This window comes from Leifsonia sp. NPDC077715 (assembly GCF_040686855.1).
Taxonomy (GTDB): Bacteria; Actinomycetota; Actinomycetes; order Actinomycetales; family Microbacteriaceae; genus Leifsonia.
Window position 1 is genome coordinate 741726 of sequence record NZ_JBFBOG010000003.1, and the last position, 24240, is coordinate 765965.

General features: G+C 71.0%; 19 protein-coding genes and 1 pseudogene. 6 read left to right on the forward strand and 14 right to left on the reverse strand.

Annotated features, from left to right (window positions below):
- The first annotated feature begins 29 nt into the window (after window positions 1-29).
- Window positions 30-464 carry a DUF4870 domain-containing protein gene (locus AB0P25_RS17435; RefSeq protein ID WP_363809035.1) on the forward strand — a complete coding sequence of 145 codons (435 nt, stop codon included), beginning with the start codon at window positions 30-32 and terminating at the stop codon, window positions 462-464.
- A 91-nt stretch (window positions 465-555) separates the two neighbouring features.
- Entirely contained in the window at window positions 556-939 is a 384-nt protein-coding gene (locus tag AB0P25_RS17440; protein ID WP_363809036.1) for a DUF4870 domain-containing protein, read from the forward strand.
- Window positions 940-951: 12 nt separating this feature from the next.
- Here AB0P25_RS17440 and hemW read toward each other — a convergent pair whose 3' ends face one another.
- Together hemW and AB0P25_RS17450 are read right to left on the reverse strand one after the other, a co-directional pair.
- Window positions 952-2187, reverse strand: a complete 1236-nt coding sequence (gene hemW / locus AB0P25_RS17445) for a radical SAM family heme chaperone HemW (protein ID WP_363809038.1) — start codon at window positions 2185-2187, stop codon at window positions 952-954.
- Window positions 2187-2834 (reverse strand): DUF1990 domain-containing protein, encoded by a 648-nt coding sequence (locus AB0P25_RS17450; protein WP_363809041.1) that lies wholly within the window; start codon window positions 2832-2834, stop codon window positions 2187-2189. Before AB0P25_RS17450 ends, hemW begins: the two co-directional genes overlap by 1 nt.
- A gap of 104 nt (window positions 2835-2938) precedes the next feature.
- Between AB0P25_RS17450 and AB0P25_RS17455 the strand changes: the two genes are divergently transcribed.
- Window positions 2939-3547, forward strand: coding sequence for a dihydrofolate reductase family protein (locus AB0P25_RS17455; RefSeq protein ID WP_363809042.1), 609 nt, complete (start codon window positions 2939-2941; stop codon window positions 3545-3547).
- Between the two features lie 3 nt (window positions 3548-3550).
- On the opposite strand, the gene lepA is transcribed toward AB0P25_RS17455, so the two are convergent.
- Together lepA and AB0P25_RS17465 are read right to left on the reverse strand one after the other, a co-directional pair.
- On the reverse strand, window positions 3551-5401 hold the full coding sequence (gene lepA / locus AB0P25_RS17460; RefSeq protein ID WP_363809043.1) for a translation elongation factor 4: 1851 nt from the start codon (window positions 5399-5401) through the stop codon (window positions 3551-3553).
- A 70-nt stretch (window positions 5402-5471) separates the two neighbouring features.
- Window positions 5472-6692 (reverse strand): amidohydrolase, encoded by a 1221-nt coding sequence (locus tag AB0P25_RS17465; RefSeq protein ID WP_363809045.1) that lies wholly within the window; start codon window positions 6690-6692, stop codon window positions 5472-5474.
- A gap of 88 nt (window positions 6693-6780) precedes the next feature.
- On the opposite strand from AB0P25_RS17465, the gene AB0P25_RS17470 reads away from it, so the two are divergent.
- Together AB0P25_RS17470 and rpsT are read left to right on the forward strand one after the other, a co-directional pair.
- A complete protein-coding gene (locus AB0P25_RS17470; protein WP_363809047.1) occupies window positions 6781-7659 on the forward strand; it encodes an NAD-dependent epimerase/dehydratase family protein in 879 nt (292 codons plus the stop codon).
- Between the two features lie 150 nt (window positions 7660-7809).
- A complete protein-coding gene (gene rpsT, locus AB0P25_RS17475; protein WP_363809048.1) occupies window positions 7810-8070 on the forward strand; it encodes a 30S ribosomal protein S20 in 261 nt (86 codons plus the stop codon).
- Between the two features lie 173 nt (window positions 8071-8243).
- Here rpsT and holA read toward each other — a convergent pair whose 3' ends face one another.
- The 6 genes and pseudogenes from holA to pabB form a co-directional block, all read right to left on the reverse strand.
- Window positions 8244-9284, reverse strand: coding sequence for a DNA polymerase III subunit delta (gene holA, locus AB0P25_RS17480; RefSeq protein WP_363809050.1), 1041 nt, complete (start codon window positions 9282-9284; stop codon window positions 8244-8246).
- Between the two features lie 602 nt (window positions 9285-9886).
- Window positions 9887-11764 (reverse strand): annotated as a pseudogene (locus AB0P25_RS17485) (ComEC/Rec2 family competence protein); the annotation flags it as partial.
- Entirely contained in the window at window positions 11764-12411 is a 648-nt protein-coding gene (locus AB0P25_RS17490; RefSeq protein WP_363809051.1) for a ComEA family DNA-binding protein, read from the reverse strand. The gene AB0P25_RS17490 and the pseudogene AB0P25_RS17485, both read right to left, overlap by 1 nt.
- A gap of 105 nt (window positions 12412-12516) precedes the next feature.
- Window positions 12517-13374 carry a PHP domain-containing protein gene (locus AB0P25_RS17495; RefSeq protein WP_363809053.1) on the reverse strand — a complete coding sequence of 286 codons (858 nt, stop codon included), beginning with the start codon at window positions 13372-13374 and terminating at the stop codon, window positions 12517-12519.
- A gap of 14 nt (window positions 13375-13388) precedes the next feature.
- Window positions 13389-15974: a leucine--tRNA ligase gene (gene leuS / locus AB0P25_RS17500; protein ID WP_363809054.1), complete on the reverse strand. Its 2586-nt coding sequence runs from the start codon at window positions 15972-15974 to the stop codon at window positions 13389-13391.
- Window positions 15975-16112: 138 nt separating this feature from the next.
- Entirely contained in the window at window positions 16113-17486 is a 1374-nt protein-coding gene (gene pabB / locus AB0P25_RS17505; RefSeq protein ID WP_363809056.1) for an aminodeoxychorismate synthase component I, read from the reverse strand.
- A gap of 17 nt (window positions 17487-17503) precedes the next feature.
- Here pabB and AB0P25_RS17510 point away from each other — a divergent pair, with 17 nt between their 5' ends.
- Window positions 17504-18301, forward strand: coding sequence for an aminotransferase class IV (locus AB0P25_RS17510; protein ID WP_363809057.1), 798 nt, complete (start codon window positions 17504-17506; stop codon window positions 18299-18301).
- 136 nt (window positions 18302-18437) lie between these two features.
- Here the strand turns inward: AB0P25_RS17510 and cydC are convergent, their stop codons facing one another.
- Genes cydC through AB0P25_RS17530 form a run of 4 tightly spaced genes read right to left on the reverse strand, consistent with a single transcriptional unit; the run spans window position 18438 to window position 24223 of the window.
- Complete coding sequence (gene cydC / locus AB0P25_RS17515) at window positions 18438-20144, reverse strand: thiol reductant ABC exporter subunit CydC (protein WP_363809059.1); 1707 nt, start codon at window positions 20142-20144, stop codon at window positions 18438-18440.
- The gene (gene cydD, locus AB0P25_RS17520) at window positions 20137-21771 is read right to left on the reverse strand and encodes a thiol reductant ABC exporter subunit CydD (protein WP_363809061.1); all 1635 of its coding nucleotides are present in this window, start codon (window positions 21769-21771) and stop codon (window positions 20137-20139) included. Before cydD ends, cydC begins: the two co-directional genes overlap by 8 nt.
- A 1-nt stretch (window position 21772) precedes the next feature.
- Window positions 21773-22801 carry a cytochrome d ubiquinol oxidase subunit II gene (gene cydB / locus AB0P25_RS17525; protein ID WP_363809062.1) on the reverse strand — a complete coding sequence of 343 codons (1029 nt, stop codon included), beginning with the start codon at window positions 22799-22801 and terminating at the stop codon, window positions 21773-21775.
- A 12-nt stretch (window positions 22802-22813) separates the two neighbouring features.
- The gene (locus AB0P25_RS17530; RefSeq protein WP_363809063.1) at window positions 22814-24223 is read right to left on the reverse strand and encodes a cytochrome ubiquinol oxidase subunit I; all 1410 of its coding nucleotides are present in this window, start codon (window positions 24221-24223) and stop codon (window positions 22814-22816) included.
- Between the last annotated feature and the right edge of the window lie 17 nt (window positions 24224-24240).

Consider the following 24240-nt stretch of genomic DNA (forward strand, 5'->3'; position numbering starts at 1 on the left):
TCGCAACCGATCATGAAAGGGCTACGCCGATGTCAGACCCGAATCAGCCCGCCGACCCCGCCGGCGGCGTCCCCCCGCAGCAGCCGTACGCCTCGACCCCCGCCGCCCCGCTCGATGCCGCGCAGGACAAGCAGTGGGCCGCCTTCGCCCATCTGGGAGGCATCCTGTGGATCCTCCCCTCCCTCATCATCTACCTCGTGTTCAAGGACCGCGGACGTCTCACCAACCAGGAGGCCAAGGAAGCCCTGAACTGGCAGATCACCTGGATCCTCGCCTGGATCGCCTCGCAGATCATCGGGGTGATCATCGGCAGCTTCACCTACGGGATCGGCTATCTGCTCTTCGGCCTGCTCATCCCGTGGGCGCTGTACATCGTGAACCTGGTGTTCTCGATCCTCGGCTTCGTGCGCGTGAACAGCGGCGGCACCTATCGCTACCCGGTGAACTTCCGCTTCATCAAGTAACCGACGCGTTCAGACTCTTCTCAGGCTGGGGCTTCACGCCCTAGGCTGAGGCCGACCATGTCCACCCTGTCCAACAAGGGAGAACAGCACCATGTCCGCGACACCTCCGCCGCCCCCGCCGCAGCAGCCCTACGGCGGCGCCGCGCAGCAGCTCAGCCCGGCCGACGAGAAGCTTTGGGCGACCCTCATCCAGATCGGCGGCATCCTGTTCAGCTGGATCCCGGCGCTCATCGGGTACCTGGTGCTGAAGGACCGCGGTCCGTTCGTCCGGGCGCACGCGGCGACGGCGCTGAACTTCCAGATCACGATCTTCATCGCCTACGTCGTCGGCGGCATCCTGTCGATCGTCGTCATCGGCATCTTCATCATCATCGCCGCGTGGGTGCTCGACATCGTGTTCAGCATCATCGCCGCGATCAAGGCGAACCAGGGCGAGTACTACACGTATCCGATCGCGATCAAGTTCGTCAGCTAGCGACTCGGCCGCTCACGCGGCCTCGTCCGCGAGCAGCCGGCGCACCACAGCGTCGGCCAGGAGCCGCCCCCGCAAGGTCAGCACGATCGACCCGCGGAGGGCGGCTCTTCCGTCCACCAGGCCGTCGGCGATGAGGCCGGGGATCTCGTGGCGGCTGGCGTCTCCGAGCTCCGCAGTCGACACGCCTTCGCGGATGCGGCTGAGCAGCAGGACGCGCTCGACGTGCCGCGTTCCCGCGTCCAGCGTCTCGCGCCCGGCTGCCGGGGACTCGCCCGCCAGCACCCGCTGGGCGTAGGCGGCCGGGTGCTTCACGTTCCACCAGCGGACGCCGCCGACGTGGCTGTGCGCGCCCGGGCCGATCCCCCACCAGTCGTGTCCGAGCCAGTAGGCGAGGTTGTGCCGGGAGCGGTGGGTCTGATCCGTTGCCCAGTTGCTGACCTCGTACCAGTCGTACCCGGCGTCGGCGAGGCGCTGGTCGGCCAGCTCGTACATGTCGGCTTCGAGGTCGTCGTCCGGCTCGGGCACCTGCCCCGAGCGGATCTGCCGCGCGAGCTTGGTGCCCGGCTCGACGATCAGCGCGTACGCCGACAGGTGGTCCGGCTTGCAGGCCAGCGCGGTGTCGAGGCTCTGCGACCAGTCGTCCAACGACTCCCCCGGCGTGCCGTAGATGAGGTCGAGGCTCACCTGGAGTCCGGCCTCGCGCGCCCAGCCGACGACGAGCGGGATGCGCGCCGGGTCGTGGGTGCGCTCCAGCGTCTCCAGGACGTGCGGGACGGCGGACTGCATCCCGAACGACACCCGCGTGAAGCCGGCGTCGGCGAGGCGGCGGAGGTCGTCGGCATCCACCGAGTCGGGGTTCGCCTCGGTGGTCACCTCGGCGCCGTCGGCGAGCCCCCAGGCGTCGCGGACCGCGCCCAGCATGGCCGCGAGGTCGCCCGGCGGGAGCAGCGTGGGAGTGCCGCCGCCGAAGAACACGGTGGAGACGGGGCGATGCGGGAGGCCGCTGTCGCGGAGCACACCGGCCGCGAACTCCACCTCGCGGACGGCGTGGCCTGCGTACTCGGACTGGGAGACGCCGCGCAGCTCGGTCGCGGTGTACGTGTTGAAGTCGCAGTAGCCGCAGCGGACGCGGCAGAACGGGACGTGCAGGTACACGCCGAAGTCGCGGTCGCCGGCGCCGTCCGCCGCGCTCGCGGGCAGCAGACCGTCGGCGGGGGCCGGGTCGCCCAGGGGCAGGGTGCTCGGCATCAGGCGGAGCTCGCGGGGTGAAGCGCGCGGAGGTACTTGGCGGTGTAGCGACGCTGCACCATCCCGAGCACGGGCGACACCAGCCGGTAGAAGGCGTTGGAGGGCCGGGAGAGCGCGCGAAGGACGAACCACACGGTCCCGTCGTCGTGGCGTTCGACCAGGAACAGCTCCTCGCCGCTCTCTGGATGGCCGTGCAGCGTCCCATAGGCGAAGCCGCGCCGGTGCGGCTCGTCGATCACATAGACCACGCGGATGGGTGCGGACACCTTGAACGGGCCGAACGGGATCTTCAGCACCGCCGTCATCCCGTTGCGGACGAACGGGGTGCCATCGTCGGCGAAGACGTCCTCCTCGGGCCGGTTGGCGCGCATCCGCATCGGTGTGCCGTCGGGCCCGAACTCGACGCCCTCGTACTGCACGCCGGTGCCCTCGTTCACGTCGGTGACGAGGATGCCGCTGCCCTTCTGCACGCCCCACGCCATGAGCGCGGTCGCCGCGGCGTCGAAGCGCTCGTCGCCGCTGCCCAACCGGATGCTGCGCTCCAGCGGCTTGTAGCCCTTCGGCGGGTAGTACAGCAGATCCGCCGCCTGGGTGGCGCCGACCGCCCCGTACGTGACGGGTTGGTCGGTGAAGCTGGAGCGCCGCATGTCATCCATCTTCCGCCATCCGGCGCAGGTTCGCGAAACGGGGGTCTGGAGCCCGGGAGGCGGCCGTGCTGTAGTGGACAGGACTCGCAGCGAAGGGAGCACCCATGGGCAGGATCGTGCTGCAGGCGTTCATCACGCTCGACGGCGTGGTGCAGGGCGGCGGCGGACCGGAGGAGGACCCCTCGGGCGACTTCCCCTACGGCGGCTGGGCCCTGGACTGGGACGCGGAGCACGACGACGGCTCCGACGACTCGCTCGTGCTCGACTGGGAGAGCCGCACCGAGGCGCTGCTGCTCGGCCGGACCACCTACGACATCTGGGCGCGCTCGTGGGGCGTGTGGGATGAGGACGCACCGGGGCTGGAGGGTGAGCTGACCCGCCGGTACAACCGCGTCCCGAAGTACGTCGTCTCGCGGACCGTCACCGAGCTGGGCTGGCAGAACTCGTTTCTGCTCGGTCCGGATGTCGCCGACGAGGTCGCGCGGCTCCGGGACGAGATCGACGGCGAGATCCGCATCTGGGGCAGCACGGAGCTCGTCCGGACGCTTGCCGCGGCCGACCTCATCGACGAGTACCGGCTGATGGTCTACCCGCTGGTGCTCGGGACGGGGAAGAAGCTGTTCCCGGACGGCTTCCCGCACCAGCGGCTCACCCTGGAGTCGACCCGGCCGCTCGCGTCGGGGGTGCTGGTGAACGTGTACCGGCGAGGGTGACCGCTACTTCTTGTCCTTCTTCTCCGTGTCGCCGGAGAGCGCGGCGATGAACGCCTCTTGGGGGACCTCGACGCGGCCGACCATCTTCATGCGCTTCTTGCCCTCCTTCTGCTTCTCGAGGAGCTTGCGCTTTCGGGTGATGTCGCCGCCGTAGCACTTGGCGAGGACGTCCTTGCGCATCGCGCGGATGTTCTCGCGCGCGATGATCCGGGCGCCGATCGCGGCCTGGATGGGCACCTCGAACTGCTGCCGCGGGATTAGCTCCCGCAGGCGGGAGGCCATCATGGTGCCGTAGGCGTAGGCCTTGTCGCGATGCACGATCGCGCTGAACGCGTCGACCGTCTCGCCCTGGAGGAGGATGTCGACCTTCACGAGGTCGGACTCCTGCTCGCCGTAGGGCTCGTAGTCGAGGGAGGCGTAGCCGGCCGTCTTGGACTTCAGCTGGTCGAAGAAGTCGAAGACGATCTCGCCGAGCGGCATCGTGTAGCGGATCTCGACGCGGTCCTCGCCCAGGTACTCCATGCCGAGCAGGGAGCCGCGGCGGCTCTGGCAGAGCTCCATGATGACGCCGACATAGTCCTTCGGGGCGAGGATGGCCGCCTTGACGATCGGCTCCTCCACCTTGTCGATCTTGCCGCCCGGGAACTCGCTCGGGTTGGTGACCGTGACGGTCTTCTTGTCCTCGGTCGTCACCTCGTAGATCACGCTCGGCGCGGTCGTGATGAGGTCCAGGCCGAACTCGCGCGACAGGCGCTCGGTGATGATCTCGAGGTGGAGCAGCCCGAGGAAACCGCAACGGAACCCGAAGCCGAGGGCGACCGAGGTCTCGGGCTCGTAGACGAGCGCCGCGTCGGAGAGCTTGAGCTTGTCGAGCGCTTCGCGCAGCTCCGGGTAGTCGCTCCCGTCGATCGGGTAGAGACCGGAGAACACCATCGGCTTGGGCTCGGTGTAGCCGGGCAGCGCGTCGGTCGCCGGCTTCGCGGCGGAGGTGATCGTGTCACCGACCTTCGACTGGCGGACGTCCTTCACACCGGTGATCAGGTAGCCCACCTCGCCGACGCCGAGGCCGTTCGACGGGGTCGGCTCGGGCGAGGAGACGCCGATCTCGAGGATTTCGTGCGTTGCGCGGGTCGACATCATCTGGATGCGCTCGCGCGGCTGCAGCTTGCCGTCGACCATGCGGACGTAGGTGACGACGCCGCGGTAGCTGTCGTAGACGGAGTCGAAGATCATGGCGCGGGCGGGTGCGTCGGCCACGCCGACCGGGGCGGGGATCTCGGCGACCACCCGGTCGAGCAGCGCTTCGACGCCCATGCCCGTCTTGCCGGACACGCGCAGGACGTCCTCCGGCTTGCCGCCGATGAGGCTCGCCAGCTCTTCCGCGTACTTGTCGGGGTCGGCCGCAGGCAGGTCGATCTTGTTGAGCACCGGGATGATCGTCAGATCGTTCTCGAGCGCGAGGTAGAGGTTCGCGAGCGTCTGCGCCTCGATGCCCTGCGCGGCGTCCACCAGCAGGATCGCGCCCTCACAGGCGGCGAGCGACCGGGACACCTCGTATGTGAAGTCGACGTGCCCGGGGGTGTCGATCATGTTCAGCGCGAACGTGTCGCCGTCGACCGACCACGGCATCCGGACGGCCTGGCTCTTGATGGTGATGCCGCGCTCGCGCTCGATGTCCATGCGGTCGAGGTACTGCGCCCGCATGTCCCGATCGGAGACCACGCCGGTGATCTGCAGCATGCGGTCGGCCAGCGTCGACTTGCCGTGGTCGATGTGCGCGATGATGCAGAAGTTGCGCAGGGAGGCCGGGTCGGTCGCGGCGGGCTCGAGGGCCTGAAGAGCTCGTGGTGACATCGTCCGGCCATTCTCCCATGAACCCCCGGCCCCCGGACGCACGCGCGGTGACGCGCACGTCCGGACGTGCTCAGACGAAACGCTCGGCGCGCTCCACGACGTGACCATGCCCGTCTTCGAACCGGTAGACCTCCGAACCCTGGATGAAGACCCGCTCCGCACGCGAGTTGACGTCGAGCGGGTCGCCCGACCACACCACCACGTCGCCGTCGAGGCCGGCGGTCAGCGAGCCGACCCGGTCGTCGAGCCGCAGGAAGGCGGCCGGGTTGACCGTCAGCGCCTCGAGCGCGGTCTCGCGTGGGAGGCCGTCCTTCACCGCGAGGGCGGCCTGGTAGATGAGGAAGTTGATCGGCACCACGGGGTGGTCGGTCGTGATCGCGACCCGCACACCCGCCTTCGCGAGCACGGCAAGGTTGGCGATGGCCCGGTCGCGCAGCTCGACCTTCGACCGCGAGGTGAACATCGGCCCGAAGATGACCGGGATGTCGCGCTCGGCGAGCACGTCGGCGATCTTGTGCGCCTCGGTGCCGTGGTTCACGACGAGCCGGTAGCCGAACTCGTCGGCCAGCCGCAGCGCGGTGGCGATGTCGTCGTGGCGGTGCGTGTGCTGGTCCCACGCCAGCTCACCGTCCAGGACGCGCACCAGCGTCTCCTTGGACAGGTCGCGGTCGAACGGCTTGCCCTCGGCCGCTGCGCTGTCGCGCGCAGCCCGGTAGTTCTGCGCCGCGACGAACGCCTCCCGGATGATCATCGCGACCCCGAGCCGCGTGCTCGGCGTCTGGTTCTTGCCGCCGTAGACTCGCTTCGGGTTCTCGCCGAGGGCGGACTTCACGCTGACCGCCTCGTGGATGACCTGCTCGTCGATGGTCCGACCGCCCCACGTCTTGATCGCGACCGTCTGCCCGCCGATGGGGTTGCCGGAACCGGGCTTGACCACCACCGAGGTGACCCCGCCCGAGAGTGCGTCGCGGAAGCCCTCGTCGTCGATGTTGATCGCGTCGATCGCCCGCACCGCGGCCGTGTTCGGTGTCGTCATCTCGTTGGTGTCGTCGCCCGCAGGACCGTTCGCCTCTTCGTGGATGCCGACATGGCCGTGCGACTCGATGAAGCCCGGCAGCACCCATTTGCCGGCGGCATCCACCACCTCCACGCCCTCCGGCACCGATACCTCATCGGCGGCGCCGACCGCTTCGATGACGCCGTCTCTGACCAGGACGACGCCGTTCTCGATGGGCTCCGCGGAGACCGGGACGACATAACCGTTGACGATGGCGATGGTGGTGGAAGTCATGGATCGAGCCTACGCGCGGCGCAACCCGCATCTGGGGCGGAGCCCGGATCTGGGGAATGCGGGCTCTCCACAGGCGTTGTGGACGACTATGACCATCCTCCTCACCGGTGCCACCGGCTTCATCGGATCCTCTGTCCTCCCCCGCCTTCTCGACGAGGGCCACTCCGTCACCGCGCTCGTCCGCGACGCCGAGAAGGCGGCCGCGGTCGAGGCCGCCGGCGCTACCGCGCTGATCGGCGACGCCACCGACGCGGCCCTCGTGGAGCGGGCTGCGCGAGAGAGCGACGGCGTCATCCACCTGGCGTCGGCGCAGGACGTGGACGCGGTGCTGGTGCCGGCGGTGCTGGCCGGGCTTGCCGGAACGGGCAAGCCGTTCGTCCACACCGGAGGCGTCTGGACCTACGGGTCCAACGACGACATCGCCGAGGACTCCCCCGCTGCCCCGCCGGCGCTCACCGCCTGGCGCGGCGCCGCCGAAGCGCTCGTGCGCGAGGCGGACGGGGTGCGGGGCATCGTCGTCGTGCCGTCGATCGTCTACGGGTACGGCAAGGGGCTCGCGAACGTGATCGCGGACGCTCCTCGCGGGAGCGGTGTCGAGGCCCTGCGGCTGATCGGCGATGGCTCGCAGCACTGGGCGACGGTCCACGTCGACGACCTCGCGGCGCTCTACGTGCTCGCGCTGGAGCACGGCTCGGCGGGTGCGACCTACATCGGCGCGGGCGGCCAGAACCCGACCGTGCGCGAGCTCGGCGAGGCCGCCGCCCAGGCGGCGGGCGTAGCCGGCGGTGTGGCCGGCGAGTCCGTGGAGGAGTCGCGGTCGCGACTCGGAGAACAGCTCGCGGACGCGCTGCTGCTCGACCAGCAGGCGCGCGGGACGAAGGCGCGGATCGACCTCGGCTGGGAGCCGAACGGCCCGTCGCTGCTCGAGGAGCTGCTCGTCGGCAGCTACGCTCCCGCCCGCGTCTGACCTGCGCCGCGGCGGGTTTTGGCGGGAGCGCAGGGCGCTGGTAGAGTTGTTTGTTGGCTTGCGTGTGGATGTGTCCGCACGAAACGCCGCAAGGCGCCCTCTCCGCTGAGCGGCACATCCCTACTCACTCAGAAACGAAAGTGACCACTCGTGGCAAACATCAAGTCGCAGATCAAGCGCAACCGCACGAACAAGAAGGCGCAGGAGCGCAACAAGGCCGTCAAGAGCGAGCTCAAGACCGCCATCCGCGCCACCCGTGAGGCCGTCGTGGCGGGCGACAAGGAGAAGGCGAGCGCGGCGCTGCGTCTCGCCGCGAAGAAGATCGACAAGGCGGCCAGCAAGGGCGTCATCCACAAGAACCAGGCGGCGAACCGCAAGTCTGCGATCGCCAAGCAGGTCGCCGCGCTCTAAGCGACGACCGACCGCGGGACCTGTCCCGCGCCGCTAGCGAGCCCCCGCTCAGGACCACGGTCCGGGCGGGGGCTCGCTGCATGTGCGGCCACGAGCACGGCCTGCGGGACGTCGCACGGCTGGGCAACGCACCAGGCCTGCGGGGACGTCGCCGGCCTGCGGGCGGGCGCGACTCAGTCGCGGCCGCGGGCGCTCACGATGCGGATCATCCGCTCGAGCGCGAACACCGGGTCGCGGCCTCCGCCCTTGACGTTCGCATCGGTCTCGGCGAGGAGTTCGATGCAGCGGCCGAGGCCGTCCTCCGTCCACCCCTGGAGGTCGCGGCGGGCGCGGTCGACTTGCCACGGTGCCAGGCCGAACTGCTGCGCGAGCTGGCCGGAGCCGCCGCGCGAGCCGGAGATCTTCGCCATCGTGCGGATCTTGCTCGCGAAAGCCGCCACCATGGGGACCGGATCCGCCCCGGAGGCGAGCGCGTGCCGCATGGTGACAAGCGCCTCCCCGTGCCGCCCCGCGATCGCTGCGTCGGCGACCTGGAACGCGTTCGTCTCGACGCGGCCGCCGTAGTACTTGTCGACGGTCGCCTCGGTGATCTGCTCGGCGGAGTCGGACAGCAACTGCTGGCAGGCGGCCGCCAGTTCGGCGAGGTCGTCCGAGAACGCGGAGGTGATGGCACGGAGCGCCCCCGGCGTGACCTTGCGGCCCGCCGCAGCGAACTCCGCCTGCGCGAAGTCGTACTTCTCGGCGTCTTTCTTCAGCTCGGCGCACACGATCTCGATGCCGCCGCCCGCACCCGACCGGATCGCGTCGAGCAGCTTCTTGCCGCGCACGCCTCCGCCGTGGCGGAGGGTCACCACCGTGCCGTCCGCAGGGGCGTTCAGGTAGTCGAGCATGTCGGCGAGGAACGCATCGTTGCACTTCTCCACGGCCTCGACGCGGATGAGCCGCGGTTCGCCGAACAGGGAGGGGCTCGCGACGGTGAGGAGTTCTCCCGGTGCGTAATCGCCGGCGTGAACATCGCTGATCTCGAGACTGGGGTCGTCGGCCTTGAGGGCGTCGCGCAGCGTGCGCACCGCACGGTCGGCGAGGAACCCTTCCGATCCCGTGACCAGTACGACCGGCGCCGCGCGCACCTGGCTCCACGAGAGCTGCGGGATCGCGCTGGCGGCGGCGCGCGCCTTGGTCGCTCCGCCTCTGCTGCCGCCTCGGGTCGCCACGTGTCTCCTCGCTGGTCCGCGGCCAGGGCTCGTCCCGGCGCCGCCTCTCCAGGATACGGGCGACCACCGTCAGTCGCCGCCGCACCGCGTTCGCTCCAGACCCGGACGCCGGCCGGTCCCGCAGACACCAGGAGCAACCCGCGTTCGTCCGTGCGCACCGGGACGGTGCCCGCAGCGGCCAACATGCGGAGTGCCGATGCGGTCGGATGGCCGTAACCGTTCCGCGCGCCCACGGAGACGAGACCCACCCGGGCGCCGAGCGCGCGATAGAGCGCGGGACTCTGGTCGGCCGAGCCGTGGTGGGCGACTTTCACCACGTCGACCGTACGGACGCTCCGGCTGGCGAGCAGCGCATCCTGCGCCTCTTCTCCCAGGTCGCCGAGGAAGATCGACCGGAGGCCGCCGCCCTCCGCCTCGAGGGTGATGCTGCCGGCGTTGCCGATGCCCGAATCGGCCGGTCCGGGGCTGCCTGGCGCTGGCGGCCAGATCAGCCGCCAGCTGGTCGAACCCAGCTGACCGCTCATTCCCGCGCTGCCGCGCTCGACCGGGACCCGGTGCTCGGCGAGCACGGCCAGCGTGCGGTGGTCCGCGTCCCGGGCGGGCTCCTGGCTGATCGCGCGCCGGACACGCGACGCGATGCCGGCGATCCCACCGACGTGGTCGGCGTCGAAGTGGGTCAGCACCAGCAGGTCGATGGTGCGGACTCCGAGCCGGTCGAGGCAGGCGGCTGCCGGCTCGGGATGACGGCCGACGTCGATCATCGCCACCGCGTCGCCGTCGCGCAGCAGGACACCGTCACCCTGGCCGACATCGCAGGCGGCGATCCGCCAGTCGCCGGGGATGGCCAGGGCGCGTCCGACGACTCCCCCAGCGAGGACGGCGACATAGACGACTCCCCCGGCGACCAGCGCCAGCGCCGACACCAGCGCGAGCAGCCTCGGCGCGCCCCGCATCACGACCAGGACCACGGCGACGAGCACGACAGCGCACAGCACCACACCGGCGACGCCCGGAGCCCACGGCAGAGCGCCGCCCGGCAGCCCGTTCGCCAGCGTGGCGACCTGCGCGATCCAGGCGGACGGAACCCAGGCGAGTCGCACGAGCAGGTCGCCGAGCCCGGGAGCCCACGGCAGGACTGCGCAGGCGAGGCAGCCGAGCAGCGTCGCCACCGGGGCGGCCGGTTCGGCCAGGAGGTTGGCCGGGATCCCCCACAGCGGAAGCGACGGGGTCAGCAGGATCAGGACCGGCTGACACGCCAGCTGCGCGGCGGTCGGCACGGCGATCGCGATGGCGAGCGAGCGCGGCATCCATCGACGGAGGAGGACGCTGAGCGGTCCGGCGAGGACGAGCAGGCCCGCCGTGGCGAGGATCGAGAGCGCGAAGCCGTAGTCGCGCGCGAGCCACGGGTCGTGCACCAGGAGCACCACGGTGGCGAGCGACAGCGCGGGGACGCCGTCCGCCGGGCGGCCGCGAGCGAGCGCCAGCAGCAGGACGCCCGCCATGGCCGCCGCCCGGATGACGCTCGGTCCCGGACCGACGAGACCCACGAAGGCCAGGAGCGCGGCGGCGGCGAGACCGACCCGAAGCCGGCGTCCCGCTCCCACCGCGCGCGCCAGGAGGAAGACGAGCCCGATGACGAGCGCGCAGTTCGCGCCCGAGACGGCGGTGAGGTGGCTGAGCGAGGATGCCTTCATCGCCGCGTCCAACTCGGGCGGGAGGGAGGTCTCGTCCCCGATCGCGAGTCCGGGAAGAAGAGCGCCGCCGTCACCCGGTGTCCGGGAGGCGGAATCGGCGAACGTCGTCCGGACGGTTGCGGCCCACGCCAGCCACGGCGGCGGCTCTCGCTCGACACCGGGAGATTCCCGGGCTGCGGCACGGACGGTGTACGTGGTCGCTTCGCCTGGTTCGTTGGGGAGGACCGTGCCGCGAACACGGACCACCGCGCCGTTCGCGAGCCGACGCGCGTCGCTCATCGCGGCGTCGAACTGGAGGGTGACCGGAACCCTCGCCGAAGAGTCCACGGTGGTGCCACGTGCCGACCACCTCGGCTCTTCGCCGAAGCCGGAGGAGATGCGCTGGGGTGTCCGCTCGACGCGGACCAGCAGCTCGACCGAGTCGCGGTCGCGCGCAGCTGCATCGAGCTCGGCGCTCGCGCGTCCCGGGCTCTCCACCGCTACGAGCGAGGATCCGAGTGCGATCGCGGCGAGGACGATGGCCCCGAAAGCAAGACGGCCGCGGCCCATTCCGGCGCGCCTCGTCGCCGACGGAACGGACCCGCTCCGAGACGCGACGCCTGCGAGTCCCCCGGCACGCGTGGGAGCACGCCCGCGCCGAGGTGCGGCTGCCGCGAACACAAGACACACGAGCGCTCCCATCCCGGCTGCCCAGGCAGTCCACCCGGCCGCGGACGGCGCCCCGGTCAGCACGGCGCAGGCGATCCACAGCGCGATCGCGGGCAGCGCGAGGCGCAGGTCCGGCATCAGACGGCCACCCGGTCCTTGAGCCCGTCGAACAGCTTCTGGCCGATTCCGGAGACCTTGAGGAGGTCCGTGACAGCGGCGAAGCGGCCGTTCGCCTGACGCCAGTCGAGGATGCGCTGTGCGAGCGCCGGCCCGATGCGGGGAAGCGTCTCGAGGTCGGCCTGCGTGGCCGTGTTGAGGTTGACCGTTCCGCCGGCAGCGACCGTGCCGCCGGGGGCAGCGGCGGGGGCGGGCGCCTCTCCCACCCGCAGGACCACCAGCTGCTCGCCGTCCACGAGAGGGCGCGCGAGGTTGACGGCAGCGGGATCGGCATCCTCGGTCAGTCCGCCGGCCGCCGCGACCGCGTCGAGCACGCGCGAACCGGCAGGAAGCGAAGCGATACCCGGCTTCCGCACCGCTCCCGTGACGTGCACGAGCAGCGTCGCACCGCCCGCCGATTCCGTCGAAGCGGGCAGGGACGACGCCAGCTCGCTCGGCCGCGCCTCCACGGGGACCTCGCTCCCGCCCTGCGCCGCAGCCGACACGAGCACCCCGACGACCGCCACCAGGATGACCAGCACCACGGCGGCGCCCACACCGACCCGGACGCTCGCCGAACGCCGCTCCGGCGCGTCTGCGTCGGTTACGGATTCGGCTCGGTGTCGCATCCCTCCACGCTAGGAACGCCACCCCGTCGCCGGGTCACGGCGCCGAAATCTGTGGATAGGCGACCACGGCGCCCGCTTGTGCACAGGTGGCGGCACGCAGCTCCGTCAGGCTCTCCGCGACCACAGATCCGCCGGAGTCCGACCCGGACGGAACCCGAAGCACTCCGCCAGGATGACCGCTTCCGGGAAGTTGCTCGCGAGCGCGTCGGGGGTGTGCGCATCGCTCGCGAAGCTGATCGTGCGTCCCCCTTCCTCCGCCCACCACTGCACCACCCACGACCACAGCCGCCGGGTGTTCACCTCGAGCGCCCGCCCGCTCTGCGCGATGGCACGCATCGCACCCCGGATGCCCTCTTCGAACTCCCGCGGATCGAAGGGACCGACCTCGGCGGCAGGCCAGTGACGGAGCGCATAGTCGATATGCGTGAAGACGTCGAACGCATCCGACCCGGCCACCATGACCGGGATCTCCGCCAGGTACGCAGTCATCACGTCCGCCGCCGGGTGCTCCTGCAAGAGCCGGCTGGGTTCGGCGCGCCCGCCTCCCATGTCGAGCGTGTGCAGCGACCCGTTCACCCGGTCGAAGCGGCCGAGGTCGACGAGCGCGCGGGCCTCGGCCTCGAACAGGTGCGGCTGACCGAACTCCACGCCGATGAAGACACCCAGCTCCGGGAACTCGTGCCGCATCCGGTCGATCGCGTCGAAGTAGCCGTCGACGTCCAGGATGTCGAAGACCATGGAGCCGTCGGGTTGCACGTAATGACGCTGGTGCGGCATCAGGTCACCCGGCTCGGCGCGCCACGTGCCCGGGATGTCCAGGTGCTCGGTGAAGAACAGCGCGGGCAGGCCGATGCGCACGGCCTGCTCGCACGTCGCCCGCATCCGGCCGACGGCGCCGGAGTGCGGGCCGCCCGTGTCCCACGACCACTCGCTGTGGACGTGACTGTCGGCGGGCAGCGTCATCGACGTGCTCGAACTCAGCCCCGCGGCTTCGTCGCGATGTTCACCAGCCGGGGCGCGCGAACGATCACGTTCACGACCTCGCGGTCGCCCACCGACCGGATGACGACCTCCGACTGCCGGGCCAGCGACTCCAGGTCGTCCGGCGCGATCTTCGGCGAGACCTTCAGGCGGTCGCGCACCTTGCCGTCGACCTGGACGATCGCGGTCACCGACTCCTCGATCAGCAGGGTCGGGTCGGGCTTGCGCCACTGCGCCAGCGCCACCGACGGCTCGTAGCCCAGCTTCGCCCACATGTCCTCGGCGGTGTACGGCGAGAACAGGTTCAGCGCCATGGCGACCACCTCGGCGGCCTCGCGCACGGCGGCGTCGGCGGGGCCGGCTCCCGAGTCGATGGTCTTGCGGGTCGCGTTGACCAGCTCCATCAGCCGGGCGACGACCACGTTGAACTTGAACGACTCCACCAGGCCCGGCGCGTCGGCCAGGAAGCGGTGCGTGACACGGCGCAGGGCCGCATCCCCCGTCTTCCAGACCACATCCGGGGCGCTCGTCACGTCATCCGCGATGCGCCAGGCGCGCGCCAGGAACTTCGCCGAGCCGGACGGCGACACGTCCGCCCAGTCGATGTCGTCCTCCGGAGGTCCGGCGAACGCCATCGTCAGGCGCACGGCGTCCACGCCGTGCTCGTCCAGCTGCTCGGACAGCTTCACCAGGTTGCCGCGCGACTTCGACATCGCGGAGCCGTCCATCAGCACCAGGCCCTGGTTCAGCAGCGCCGTGAACGGCTCCGTGAACGAGATGTAGCCCAGGTCGAACAGCACCTTCGTGATGAAGCGCGCGTACAGCAGGTGCAGGATGGCGTGCGTCACGCCGCCGACGTACTGGTCGACCGGCGCCCACTTCTCCGCCTCGCGCGGGTCGAACGCCTGGGTGTCGTCGTTCGGGTTCAGGAAGCGCAGGAAGTACCACGAGCTGTCGACGAACGTGTCCATCGTGTCCGTGTCGCGCTTCGCCGGCCCGCCGCAGTTCGGGCAGGAGACGTTGACCCAGTCGGTTGCCGCGCCCAGCGGGCTGGTGCCCTTCGGTTGCAGGTCCAGGCCCTCGGCCGGCGGCAGCAGCACGGGCAGGTCGGCCTCGGGGACCGGCACCTCGCCGCACTCCTCGCAGTGGATGATCGGGATGGGCGTGCCCCAGTACCGCTGGCGCGAGATCAGCCAGTCGCGCAGGCGGAAGTTCTTCGCCGGCGCACCCAGGTGCGACGCCTGCAGCGCCTCGGTGACGCGACGGATCGCGTTCGACTTGCTCAGACCGTCGAACGGCCCGGAGTTGATCAGCCGGCCCTCGCCGGTCAGCGCGACGCCCGTCTCGGACGGGTTGGACAGCTCCACATCGTCCGGCAGGATCGGCTCGCCGGTCTCGGGGTCTGTGTGGATCACCGGGATGGCGCCGGTCACCGGCTGCGTGGTGTCGACCACGACGCGCACCGGCAGGTCGAACGCACGGGCGAAGTCGAGGTCGCGCTGGTCGTGCGCGGGCACGGCCATGATCGCGCCGTGACCGTAGTCGCTCAGCACGTAGTCGGCGGCCCAGATCGGCAGCTTCTCGCCGGTCAGCGGGTTGATCGCGTGCCGCTCCAGGAAGACGCCGGTCTTCTCGCGCTCGGTGCTCAGGCGGTCCATCTCGGTGGTGCCGCGGACGACGTCCAGGTAGTCGTCGAACCGCTTCTTGACCTCGGGACGCGCGTCCTTCACCAGCTCGGCGGCCAGATCGGAATCGGGGGCGACCACCATGAAGGTGACGCCGTACAGCGTGTCGGGACGGGTGGTGTAGACCGTCACCGGCTCGTCGCGGCCCTCGATCTGGAACGTCACGTCGGCACCGGTCGAGCGCCCGATCCAGTTGCGCTGCATCGAGATGACCTTGGACGGCCAGGCGCCCTCCAGCTGGTTCAGGTCGTCCAGCAGGCGGTCCGCGTAATCGGTGATGCGGAAGTACCACTGGGTCAGCTTCTTCTTGGTGACCAGGTTGTCGCACCGCTCACAGCGGCCGTTGACGACCTGCTCGTTCGCCAGCACCGTCTGGTCGAAGGGACACCAGTTGACCTGGCTCGCCTTGCGGTACGCCAGTCCCTTCTCGTACAGCTTCAGGAACAGCCACTGGTTCCAGCGGTAGTAGCCCGGGTCGCTCGTCTGCAGCACGCGGTCCCAGTCGAAGCTGGGCGCGTAGCGGCGCATCGACGCCTTCTGCTGCGCGATGTTGTCGTTGGTCCAGCCGGCCGGGTCCAGGCCGCGCTTGATCGCCGCGTTCTCCGCGGGCAGGCCGAAGGAGTCCCAGCCGATCGGGTGCAGCACGTTGAAGCCCTGCTGACGCCAGTAGCGCGCGATGACGTCGCCCAGCGCGTATGCCTCGGCGTGACCCATGTGCAGGTCGCCGGAGGGGTACGGGAACATGTCGAGGATGTACTTCCGCGGCCGCTTGTCGGCGGGGTCGTCGGTCGCGAACGGGCGCAGCTCCTCCCACACCGGGAGCCACTTCTCCTGGATGGTCGCGAAGTCGTACTGCCCGCGCTCGGGCTGCGTCTGCTCGTCGTGCTGGTCTGCCACGTGACTCTCAATCTCGGTTCCGTCGTGCCTGCGCCTGCTGCGGGAGGGCACGGAAGAGGTCCGGGCGACAGGGCCCGGGTCTCCAGAGTACTAAACGTCGGACGCGTCCAGACCGTTCCCAGCGCGCTCCCGGTTCGCCTACGGCGTGATTCCGGCGGCCGCGAGCACCGCTGCGGCCTTCACGCGGACCTCCTCCAGCTCCTCCTCCGGCACCGAGAGCGCGGTGATGCCGCCGCCCGCGCCGATGGCGGCGACGCCGTCCGAGAAGTGGATGCTGCGGATCACCATGGCCAGGTCGGCGCTGCCGTCGACGCCGAGATACCCGAAGCATCCGGCGAACGCGCCGCGCGGACCGCCCTCCAGCCGGTTCAGGATGCGCATCGCGCTGAGCTTCGGCGCGCCAGTCATGGACCCCGCCGGGAAGCACGCGGCCAGCGCGTCCACCGCGCCGAGGCCCGGGCGCAGCGTCCCCTCGACCGTGGAGACGAGCTGGTGCACCTGCGCGTAGCTCTCGACGGCGAGCAGGTGGCTGACCTCGACGGACCCGGTCACGCACACGCGGCCGAGGTCGTTGCGCATGAGGTCGACGATCATGACGTTCTCGGCGCGCTCCTTCTCGCTGGCCTCCAGCTCGGCGCGCAACTCGACGTCGGCGGCGATGGTCGCGCCGCGCGGGCGCGTGCCCTTGATGGGCCGGGTGCGGACGCGGCGGCCGTCGATGCGCAGGAATTCCTCCGGCGAGGAGCTGACGAGGACGTCGCCGCCGATCCGCAGGAAGCCGGCATAGGGCGCGGGGCTGGCTCGGCGCAGGCGGAGGTGGACCGCGAGCGGGTCGGCGGCGGTGCGGCCGCGCACGCGGTTGGTGAGGCAGAGCTGGTAGGCGTCTCCCGCGCGGATGGCGTCCTGGCAGGCCGCGATGAGGGCGAGGTAGGCGGGGGCGTCGTGGCGCCAGGTCGCCGCGGCGGCGGGGACAGGGTGATCGACCTCGTGGGCACGGGCGGCGCCGGCGGCGGTGCGGAGGCGGGAGGTGGTGGTGCGGACCCAGGCACGGGAGTCCGGGGCGTCGACCGCGACCAGGTCGACCGTCCGGGTGGCGTGGTCGAAGGCGATCAGGCGGTCGACGAAGAGGAGGGCTGCGTCCGGTGCCGCATCGGGGGCGTCGGGGGTGGCGACCGGTGCGCCCGCAGCGGTGGCCCCGGCCTCGTACCCGAGTCGTCCCCACCAGCCGAGCGGGTGGGCGGCAGTCTCGGGATGCGGGCGCTTCCCGAGGTCGTCCCGCAGCGCGTCCAGGATGCCGCCCGACCGGGTCTCGCCGGCGAGCGTGACCGTCCCTCCTGCGACGTCGGCCGTCGCCGTGAGCGTGCCGGTGCCGATGAAGGAGCGCCCGGCCACCGCATCCGGACCGCTGTCGAGCCAGACCGCGTCCGCGTCGTCGCGGCCGAACAGGGTCGCGAAGGCGTCCGCCGGATCGACCCAGGCGTCGAGCCGGTGAACACGGAGCGGGTGGGCCACCGCACTAGCCTAGGCGAGTGGATGCACGCAGCGCCGGTCCCGTGAACACCCTCGCCGACTGGGCGAAGGGCGCGCTCCGCGTGCGCGACGACTGCGAGCTGGTCGAGACCGAGCTGCTGGGAGCGGACTCGTTCCTCGTCCGGCACGGCCGGGTGCTGGCGCTCGGGCTGCATCGGGCGCGTTTCGTGGAGACGGTGCGCGAGCAGGGCTATGCGGCCGACGACCTGGAGGCCTTCTGGGACGCGGCGATCGCCTCCGTGCCCCGGGACGGTGCCTGGTTCCCGCGGTTCGAACTCGTGCGGGCGCGGGAGGCGCTGCGGCTGCGGTTCCGGCTGCGGCCGGCGCCCGCGCTGACGGAGTCGCTGGTCGTGGCGACCGCGGAAGGCGACCCGCGTCGCGTGCCGCACCTCAAAGGTCCGGACATCGACCGGTTGAGCGCGCTGCGACAGCGGGCGCAGCGGGTCGGGGCGCAGGAGGCGGTCATCCTCGACGGCGGACGCGTGTCCGACGGAGCGACCTCGGCCTTGCTGTGGTGGCGGAACGGGACGCTGTTCGCGCCGCCGTTCTCGCTCCCCCGGGTCGACAGCGTGGCCGCGCGGACCGTCCGCGGCATCGCGGCGGCGGTGGGCGTGCCGGTCGAGGAGGAGGCGGTGCGTCCCTCCGAGCTCGGCGGCGCCGTCGTGTGGGCGGTCAACGCGCTGCACGGGATCCGTGCGGTCACGTCGTGGGTCGACGGTCCCGCACTGGCGCCGGACCCCGCGCGCACGGACGCATGGCGCGCCCGCTTCGCGGCGCTCGCCCGCCCGCTGCCCTGACGGCTCCCGTTCCAAGGGCCGACGGTCCGGCAGCGGATCTAGTCGTCCCAACACGCCGTTATGGGCCGGTGCTTAACGGCGTGTTGGGACCACTAGATGGCGGATGAGCGAGCCGAAGGGCGGCACGGCGGGCGCGTCAGGGGACGAGGGCGCCGTTCTCCAGGCGGAGGGTGCGGTCGACGAGGTCGGGCGGGACGTCGGCGTGCGAGATCAGGAGGACGGTGCGGCCGTCCTCGGCGGCGGTGGTGAGCACGTCGCGGACGATCGCGTCGGCGGCCGCGGCGTCGACGTTGGCGGTCGGCTCGTCCACGACCAGCACCGGGAAGTCGGCGAGAAGGGCGCGCGCGAGCGCGATCCGCTGCGCCTGACCGCCCGAGACCAGTGCTCCCCGCTCTCCCACCGCGGCTCCCAGCCCACCGCGCTCGCCCACCCACTCGCGCAGGCCGACGCGATCGAGCACGGCCAGCAGGTCGTCATCCGTCGCCGCCTCTTGCGCGAACAGGAGGTTCTGCCGCACGTCGGCGTCGAAGAGGTACGGACGCTGCTCCACCAGCCCGACGACGCGGCGGACGTCGTCCTGCCGGAAGCGCTCCACGTCGTCCCCGCCGAGACGGTAGCCGCCGGTGTGGTCGATCAGGCGCGTCAGCACGTGCGCGAGGGCGGTCTTGCCCGCGCCGGTCAGGCCGGTGAGGAGGACGCGCTCCCCCGGCTCGAGCCGCAGGGTCACGTCGCGCAGCACGGGCGCATCCGCATCCGGCCAGTGCGCGGACACTCCCTCGAGCACCACCTCCGGGGCGACGGCTACCGCATCCAGCGACAGCGCATCGACCGTGTCCACCGGGATACCGTCCGGCACCACCGCCGGAGCGGCCGACGCGATCCGCTCGGCGCTCGCGCGCACGCTCCGCCACGCGCCGAACGCGAGCGGCACCGTCCCGAACACCTCGAACACCGCGATCGGGAGGAGCGCGATCACCGCGAGCCCCGGCGCGGACAGCGTCCCGCCGCCGAGCGCCGGAACACCCACCGCCAGCGCCCACACCGTTGCACCGCCCGCGAGGAGCGAGACCACCCCCGCCGTCACACCGAGCCCGATGGCCCGCGACCGCACGGCGGACGTCAGACGTGCGCTCGCCTCGCGCACCCGCCGCTCCCCCGCCCCCAGCGCGCCGAAGGCGGTCAGCACGTCGAGGTTCGCGACGAGGTCGTGCAGCGCGTCGTTCAGGGCGGCGCGCAGCGGCGCGATCCGTCGCTCGGCGGAACCGGCCGCCCAGCGGTTCAGCAGCACACCGCCGGCGAGCGCGATCACCAGCATGACCAGCAGCCCCAGCCCGGCGGCCGGCAGCACCATGACGGCGACCACGACACTCCCCGCCACCACGATCCCGGCCGTGACCAGCGGCTGGATGACTCGGAGCGCGAGGTTCTGCAGCTCGTCCACGTCGTCCGCGAGCCGCGTGAGCAGGTCGCCGGAGCGGATGCCGCGGAGGCCGTCCGGCGCGAGCGGCACCAGCCGTGCGTACAGCCGCGACCGCACGGTGCCGAGCTGGCGGAACGCCGCATCATGGCCCGCCAGCCGCTCGAGGTACCGGAAGAAGGCGCGCCCGAGGGCGAACGCCCGCACGCCCACCACGGCCATCGACAGGTACATCATCGCCGGCTGCTCCGACGCTCGCGTGATGAGCCAGGCGGACACCCCGAGCAGGGCGACGGCGCTCCCGCCGCTCAGCACGCCGAACGCGATCGCCGTCCACAGGCGTCCCGCGGGCGGGAGCGCCAGCCTCAGGATGCGGCGCACCTCCGCGGAGTTCGCGGCCGGCACCACGACGCGCGCCTCAGACACGGGACACCTCCGCCTCCATCGTCAGCACCGTATCCGCGGCCCCGGCGACCGCGTCCCGGTGGCTCACCACCAGCACCGCCGTCCCCTCACGCGCGATCCGGCGCAACGACTCCAGCAGGCGCGCCTCGGTCGCCGCATCGAGTGCGGAGGTCGGCTCGTCCAGGAGGAGGACGGGGCACCCGCTCGACCGCAGCCGGTACAGCGCCCGCGCCACCGCGACCCGCTGAGCCTGACCGCCCGAGAGGCCGGCGCCGCCTGCGTCCACGGGAGTCGCCGGGTCGAGTTCGTCCGCCGCCGCCTCCCGCAGGGCCGCCGCGACACGCGTCGCGGACGGCGACGGGTCGCCGAGCGCCACGTTCGAGGCGATCGTCCCGGCCATCAGCCCGCTGCGCTGACCCGCCCACGCGATCCCGTCACGCCGCGCGGACAGCTCGGCCCGTCCGTCCACGAGGATGCGTCCCTCGTACGGCACGAATCCGAGCGTCGCCGCGAGCAGCGTCGACTTGCCGCTCCCGCTCGGCGCCCGCAGAACGGCCAGAGTCTCCGGTGCCACGACAGCGCTGAACGCGCCGACCACCTCCCGGCCGTCGTATCCGACGGTGACCCCGTCGAACATCAGCCCGCGCGACCCCTCCGACGCGACAGCGGCCGGCGCAGCCGGACCCTCCGCGCCTTCCGCCTCCTCGATGATCGCGAACGCATTGGCCGCGGCCTCGATCCCCTCCGTCGCCGCGTGATACGCCGCTCCGACGTTGCGCAACGGCAGGAACGCCTCGGGCGCGAGCAGCAGCACGAACAGCCCGACCGACAGGTCGAGCGATCCGCCGAGCAGCCGCAGACCGATCGTGACCGCGATCACCGCGACCGACAGGCTCGCGGCCAGTTCGAGCACGAACCCGGACAGGAACGACATCCGCAGCACCTTCATGGTGTGCACGCGGTACTCCTCGCTCACCTCCCGGATGCGCGCCTCCTGCCGGTGCTGCCGCCCGAAGAGCTTCAGCGTCGACAGGCCCGCCACGACGTCGAGGAACGCGCTCGACAGGCGCGACAGCGCCACCCACTGGCGCTGCTGCGCGGCCTGCGTCGCCCAGCCGACGAGCACCATGAACAGCGGGATGAGCGGCAGCGTCACCACGAGGATGATGCCGCTGGTGAGATCCCGCCAGCCGATCACCAGCACGAGCAGCGGCATCGCCACCGCCGTCGCGATCAGCTGCGGCAGGTACTTCGCGAAGTAGCCGTCCAGCGCCTCCATCCCGCGCCCTGCGACAAGGGTGACCGAGGCCGTGCTGCGGCGGGAGACCCATCCCGGTCCCAGCCGGCCGATGGATGCGACCAGCCGCTCCCGCAGCTGCCCCACCACCCGCGCGCCGCCGCGCGACGACACGGCTTCCACCGCCCAGAACAGCACCGCGCGCACGGCGACTACGACACCGAGGAGCACGAGTGTCCCGCTCAGGGCCGACACCGACTCCCCCGCGATCGCCCGCACCACCACGTCCGTCACGAGCCACGCGAACGCGACGACGGTCGCGGTCTGGAGCACGGCGAGCAGGGCGCCGGCGACGAGCGTGCCGCGGGTCGCGGACGCGTAGCGGAGAAGGCGCGGGTCGAGCGGGCGCACGTCAGGCCTTCACGGGTTCCGGAGCGCCCTCGGGCTCCTGCGGGATGTGCGCCCGGGTCACCCGCTTGCGGAAGATCCAGTATGTGAACCCCTGGTACACGAGGATGAGCGGCAGGAAGATCGCCGCCACCCACGTCATGATCGTCAGCGTCGTCTGCGAGCTCGACGCATTCGCGATGGTCAGGCTGTTCTCCGGGTTCGGCGACGAGGGCATGACGTCCGGGAACAGCGCCGCGAACAGCGACACCACGGCCAGCGCGATCGTCGCCGCCATGAAGCCGAACGCCCAGCCCTCGAGGCCGCGCAGGTTGGCGATCCAGGAGGCGATGAGCGCGACCGCGGCGAAGACCGCCAAGGCCAGGAACACCGGCGAGAAGTGGGCGACGGCCGTCCAGCCGAGGAAGGAAGCGGCGACGACGATCGCCGCGAGCCCCGACCAGATCGCGAGCCGCCGCGCCCGGAGCCGCAGGTCGCCCTCGGTCTTGAGGGACACGAAGACGACGCCGTGGGTGAAGAACAGCAGCAGCGTGGTCAGCCCGCCGAGCAGCGCGTAGCCGTTGAGCAGGTCGAACAGGGTGCCGGTGTAGTCGTGGTTGGCGTCGAGCGCGACGCCCTGCACGATGTTCGAGAAGGCGACGCCCCAGAGGAACGCCGGGATCGCCGACCCCACGACGATCATCCCGTCGAACCACTTCTTCCAGCGCGCGCCCGCCCGCTGGTGGCGGTACTCGAACGAGACGCCGCGGACGATGAGGGCGAGCAGGATGAGCAGCAGCGCCAGGTAGAACCCGCTGAACAGAGTCGCGTACCACTCGGGGAACGCCGCGAAGAGCGCAGCGCCGCCGACGATGACCCAGGTCTCGTTGAGGTCCCAGATCGGGCCGATGGTGTTGATCATCACGCGGCGGTCGGTGTCGTCGCGGCCGAGGAACGGCAGCGCCATCCCGACGCCGAAGTCGAAGCCGTCGAGCACGAAGTAGCCGACGAAGAAGAAGGCGACGATGCCGAACCAGAGAACTGCGAGATCCATTGCCTGCTCCTCCTAGTAGACCGTGGTGACGGGGATGGGCTCGCCCGCCTCGTCGAGGTGCTTCGAGGCGTCGTCCGGGCCCTTCTGCGCCGCCTTCTTGATGAGCTTGAACTCGACGACGGCGAGGGTGCCGTAGATCGCGGTGAAGGCGATCAGCGAGATCAGCACCTCCAGCCCGCTCGTGCCGGGCGAGACGCCGTCGGCGGTCTTCATGAGGCTGAAGACGATCCACGGCTGACGGCCCATCTCGGTGAAGATCCAGCCGACGATCATGGCGAGCAGCGACAGCGGCATCGCCCAGATCGCGACCTTCCACATCCACGGCTTGGGGGTGCGGCCCTTGCGGGTGAACCACAAGCCGGCGAGCGCGACGAGAATGTGCGCGGCGCCGAGGCCGATCATCCACCGGAACGCCCAGTACGTGACCCAGATGATCGGCGTGTAGTCGCCCGGCCCGTACAGCTGCGAGTACTGCGCCTGCAGGTCGTTGATGCCCTCGACCGTGCCGGTCAGCGTGTGCGTCGAGAGGAACGACAGCAGGTACGGGATGCGGATGCTGAACAGCTCGTGGACGCCGTCGGGGGTTCCGAGGGTGAAGATCGAGAACGAGGCGTCCGCGCCGGTCGAGGTCTTGTACAGCGCCTCTGCCGCGGCCATCTTCATCGGCTGGGTCTCGACCATCGCCAGGCCCAGCTGGTCGCCGCTGAGCACCGTCCCGATGCCGGCGCCGATCATCAGCCAGAGGCCGAACTTCAGCGCAGGGCGCATGGTGTCGAGGTGCTGGTTGCGCGACAGGTGCCAGGCGGCGACCGCGATGATAAGGCCGGCCGACACCATGAAGCAGCCGAAGATCGTGTGCGGGAAGGCGGCGAGGGCCACCTTGTTCGTGAGCACCGCCCACAGGTCGGTGAGCTCCGCGCGGCCCTTCGCCTCGTTGAGGTGGTAGCCGACCGGGTTCTGCATGAACGCGTTGGCGGCGAGGATGAAGTAGGCCGACAGGATGCTGCCGACCGAGACGATCCAGATCGTCGCCAGGTGCAGGCCCTTGGGGAGCTTGTCCCACCCGAAGATCCAGAGGCCGATGAACGTCGCCTCGAGGAAGAACGCGAGCAGACCCTCCAGCGCCAGCGGGGCGCCGAAGATGTCGCCGACGAACCGGGAGTAGTCGGACCAGTTCATGCCGAACTGGAACTCCTGCACGATGCCGGTGACCACGCCCATGGCGAAGTTGATGAGGAAGATCTTGCCGAAGAAGTGGGTGAGCTGCAGGTACTTCGGCTTGGCCGTGCGGTACCAGGCGGTCTGGAAGATCGCGGTGCAGGTGACCATGCCGATCGTGAGCGGCACGAACAGGAAGTGGTAGATCGTGGTGAGCCCGAACTGCCAGCGTGCCAGCAGGAGCGGGTCCAGCAGTTCGTTCACGTGCATCCCTCCGGATC

Bases quoted from the DNA above. Each gene is read 5' to 3' on its own strand.
- AB0P25_RS17435 (WP_363809035.1), top strand. From the start codon at position 30: ATGTCAGACCCGAATCAGCCCGCCGACCCCGCCGGCGGCGTCCCCCCG.
- AB0P25_RS17470 (WP_363809047.1), top strand. From the start codon at position 6,781: ATGACCATCCTCCTCACCGGTGCCACCGGCTTCATCGGATCCTCTGTC.
- cydB (WP_363809062.1), bottom strand. From the start codon at position 22,801: ATGGATCTCGCAGTTCTCTGGTTCGGCATCGTCGCCTTCTTCTTCGTC.
- AB0P25_RS17440 (WP_363809036.1), top strand. From the start codon at position 556: ATGTCCGCGACACCTCCGCCGCCCCCGCCGCAGCAGCCCTACGGCGGC.
- AB0P25_RS17495 (WP_363809053.1), bottom strand. From the start codon at position 13,374: ATGACGCTGCCCGCCGACAGTCACGTCCACAGCGAGTGGTCGTGGGAC.
- lepA (WP_363809043.1), bottom strand. From the start codon at position 5,401: ATGTCACCACGAGCTCTTCAGGCCCTCGAGCCCGCCGCGACCGACCCG.
- AB0P25_RS17490 (WP_363809051.1), bottom strand. From the start codon at position 12,411: ATGCGACACCGAGCCGAATCCGTAACCGACGCAGACGCGCCGGAGCGG.
- AB0P25_RS17465 (WP_363809045.1), bottom strand. From the start codon at position 6,692: ATGACTTCCACCACCATCGCCATCGTCAACGGTTATGTCGTCCCGGTC.
- AB0P25_RS17450 (WP_363809041.1), bottom strand. From the start codon at position 2,834: ATGCGGCGCTCCAGCTTCACCGACCAACCCGTCACGTACGGGGCGGTC.
- hemW (WP_363809038.1), bottom strand. From the start codon at position 2,187: ATGCCGAGCACCCTGCCCCTGGGCGACCCGGCCCCCGCCGACGGTCTG.
- AB0P25_RS17455 (WP_363809042.1), top strand. From the start codon at position 2,939: ATGGGCAGGATCGTGCTGCAGGCGTTCATCACGCTCGACGGCGTGGTG.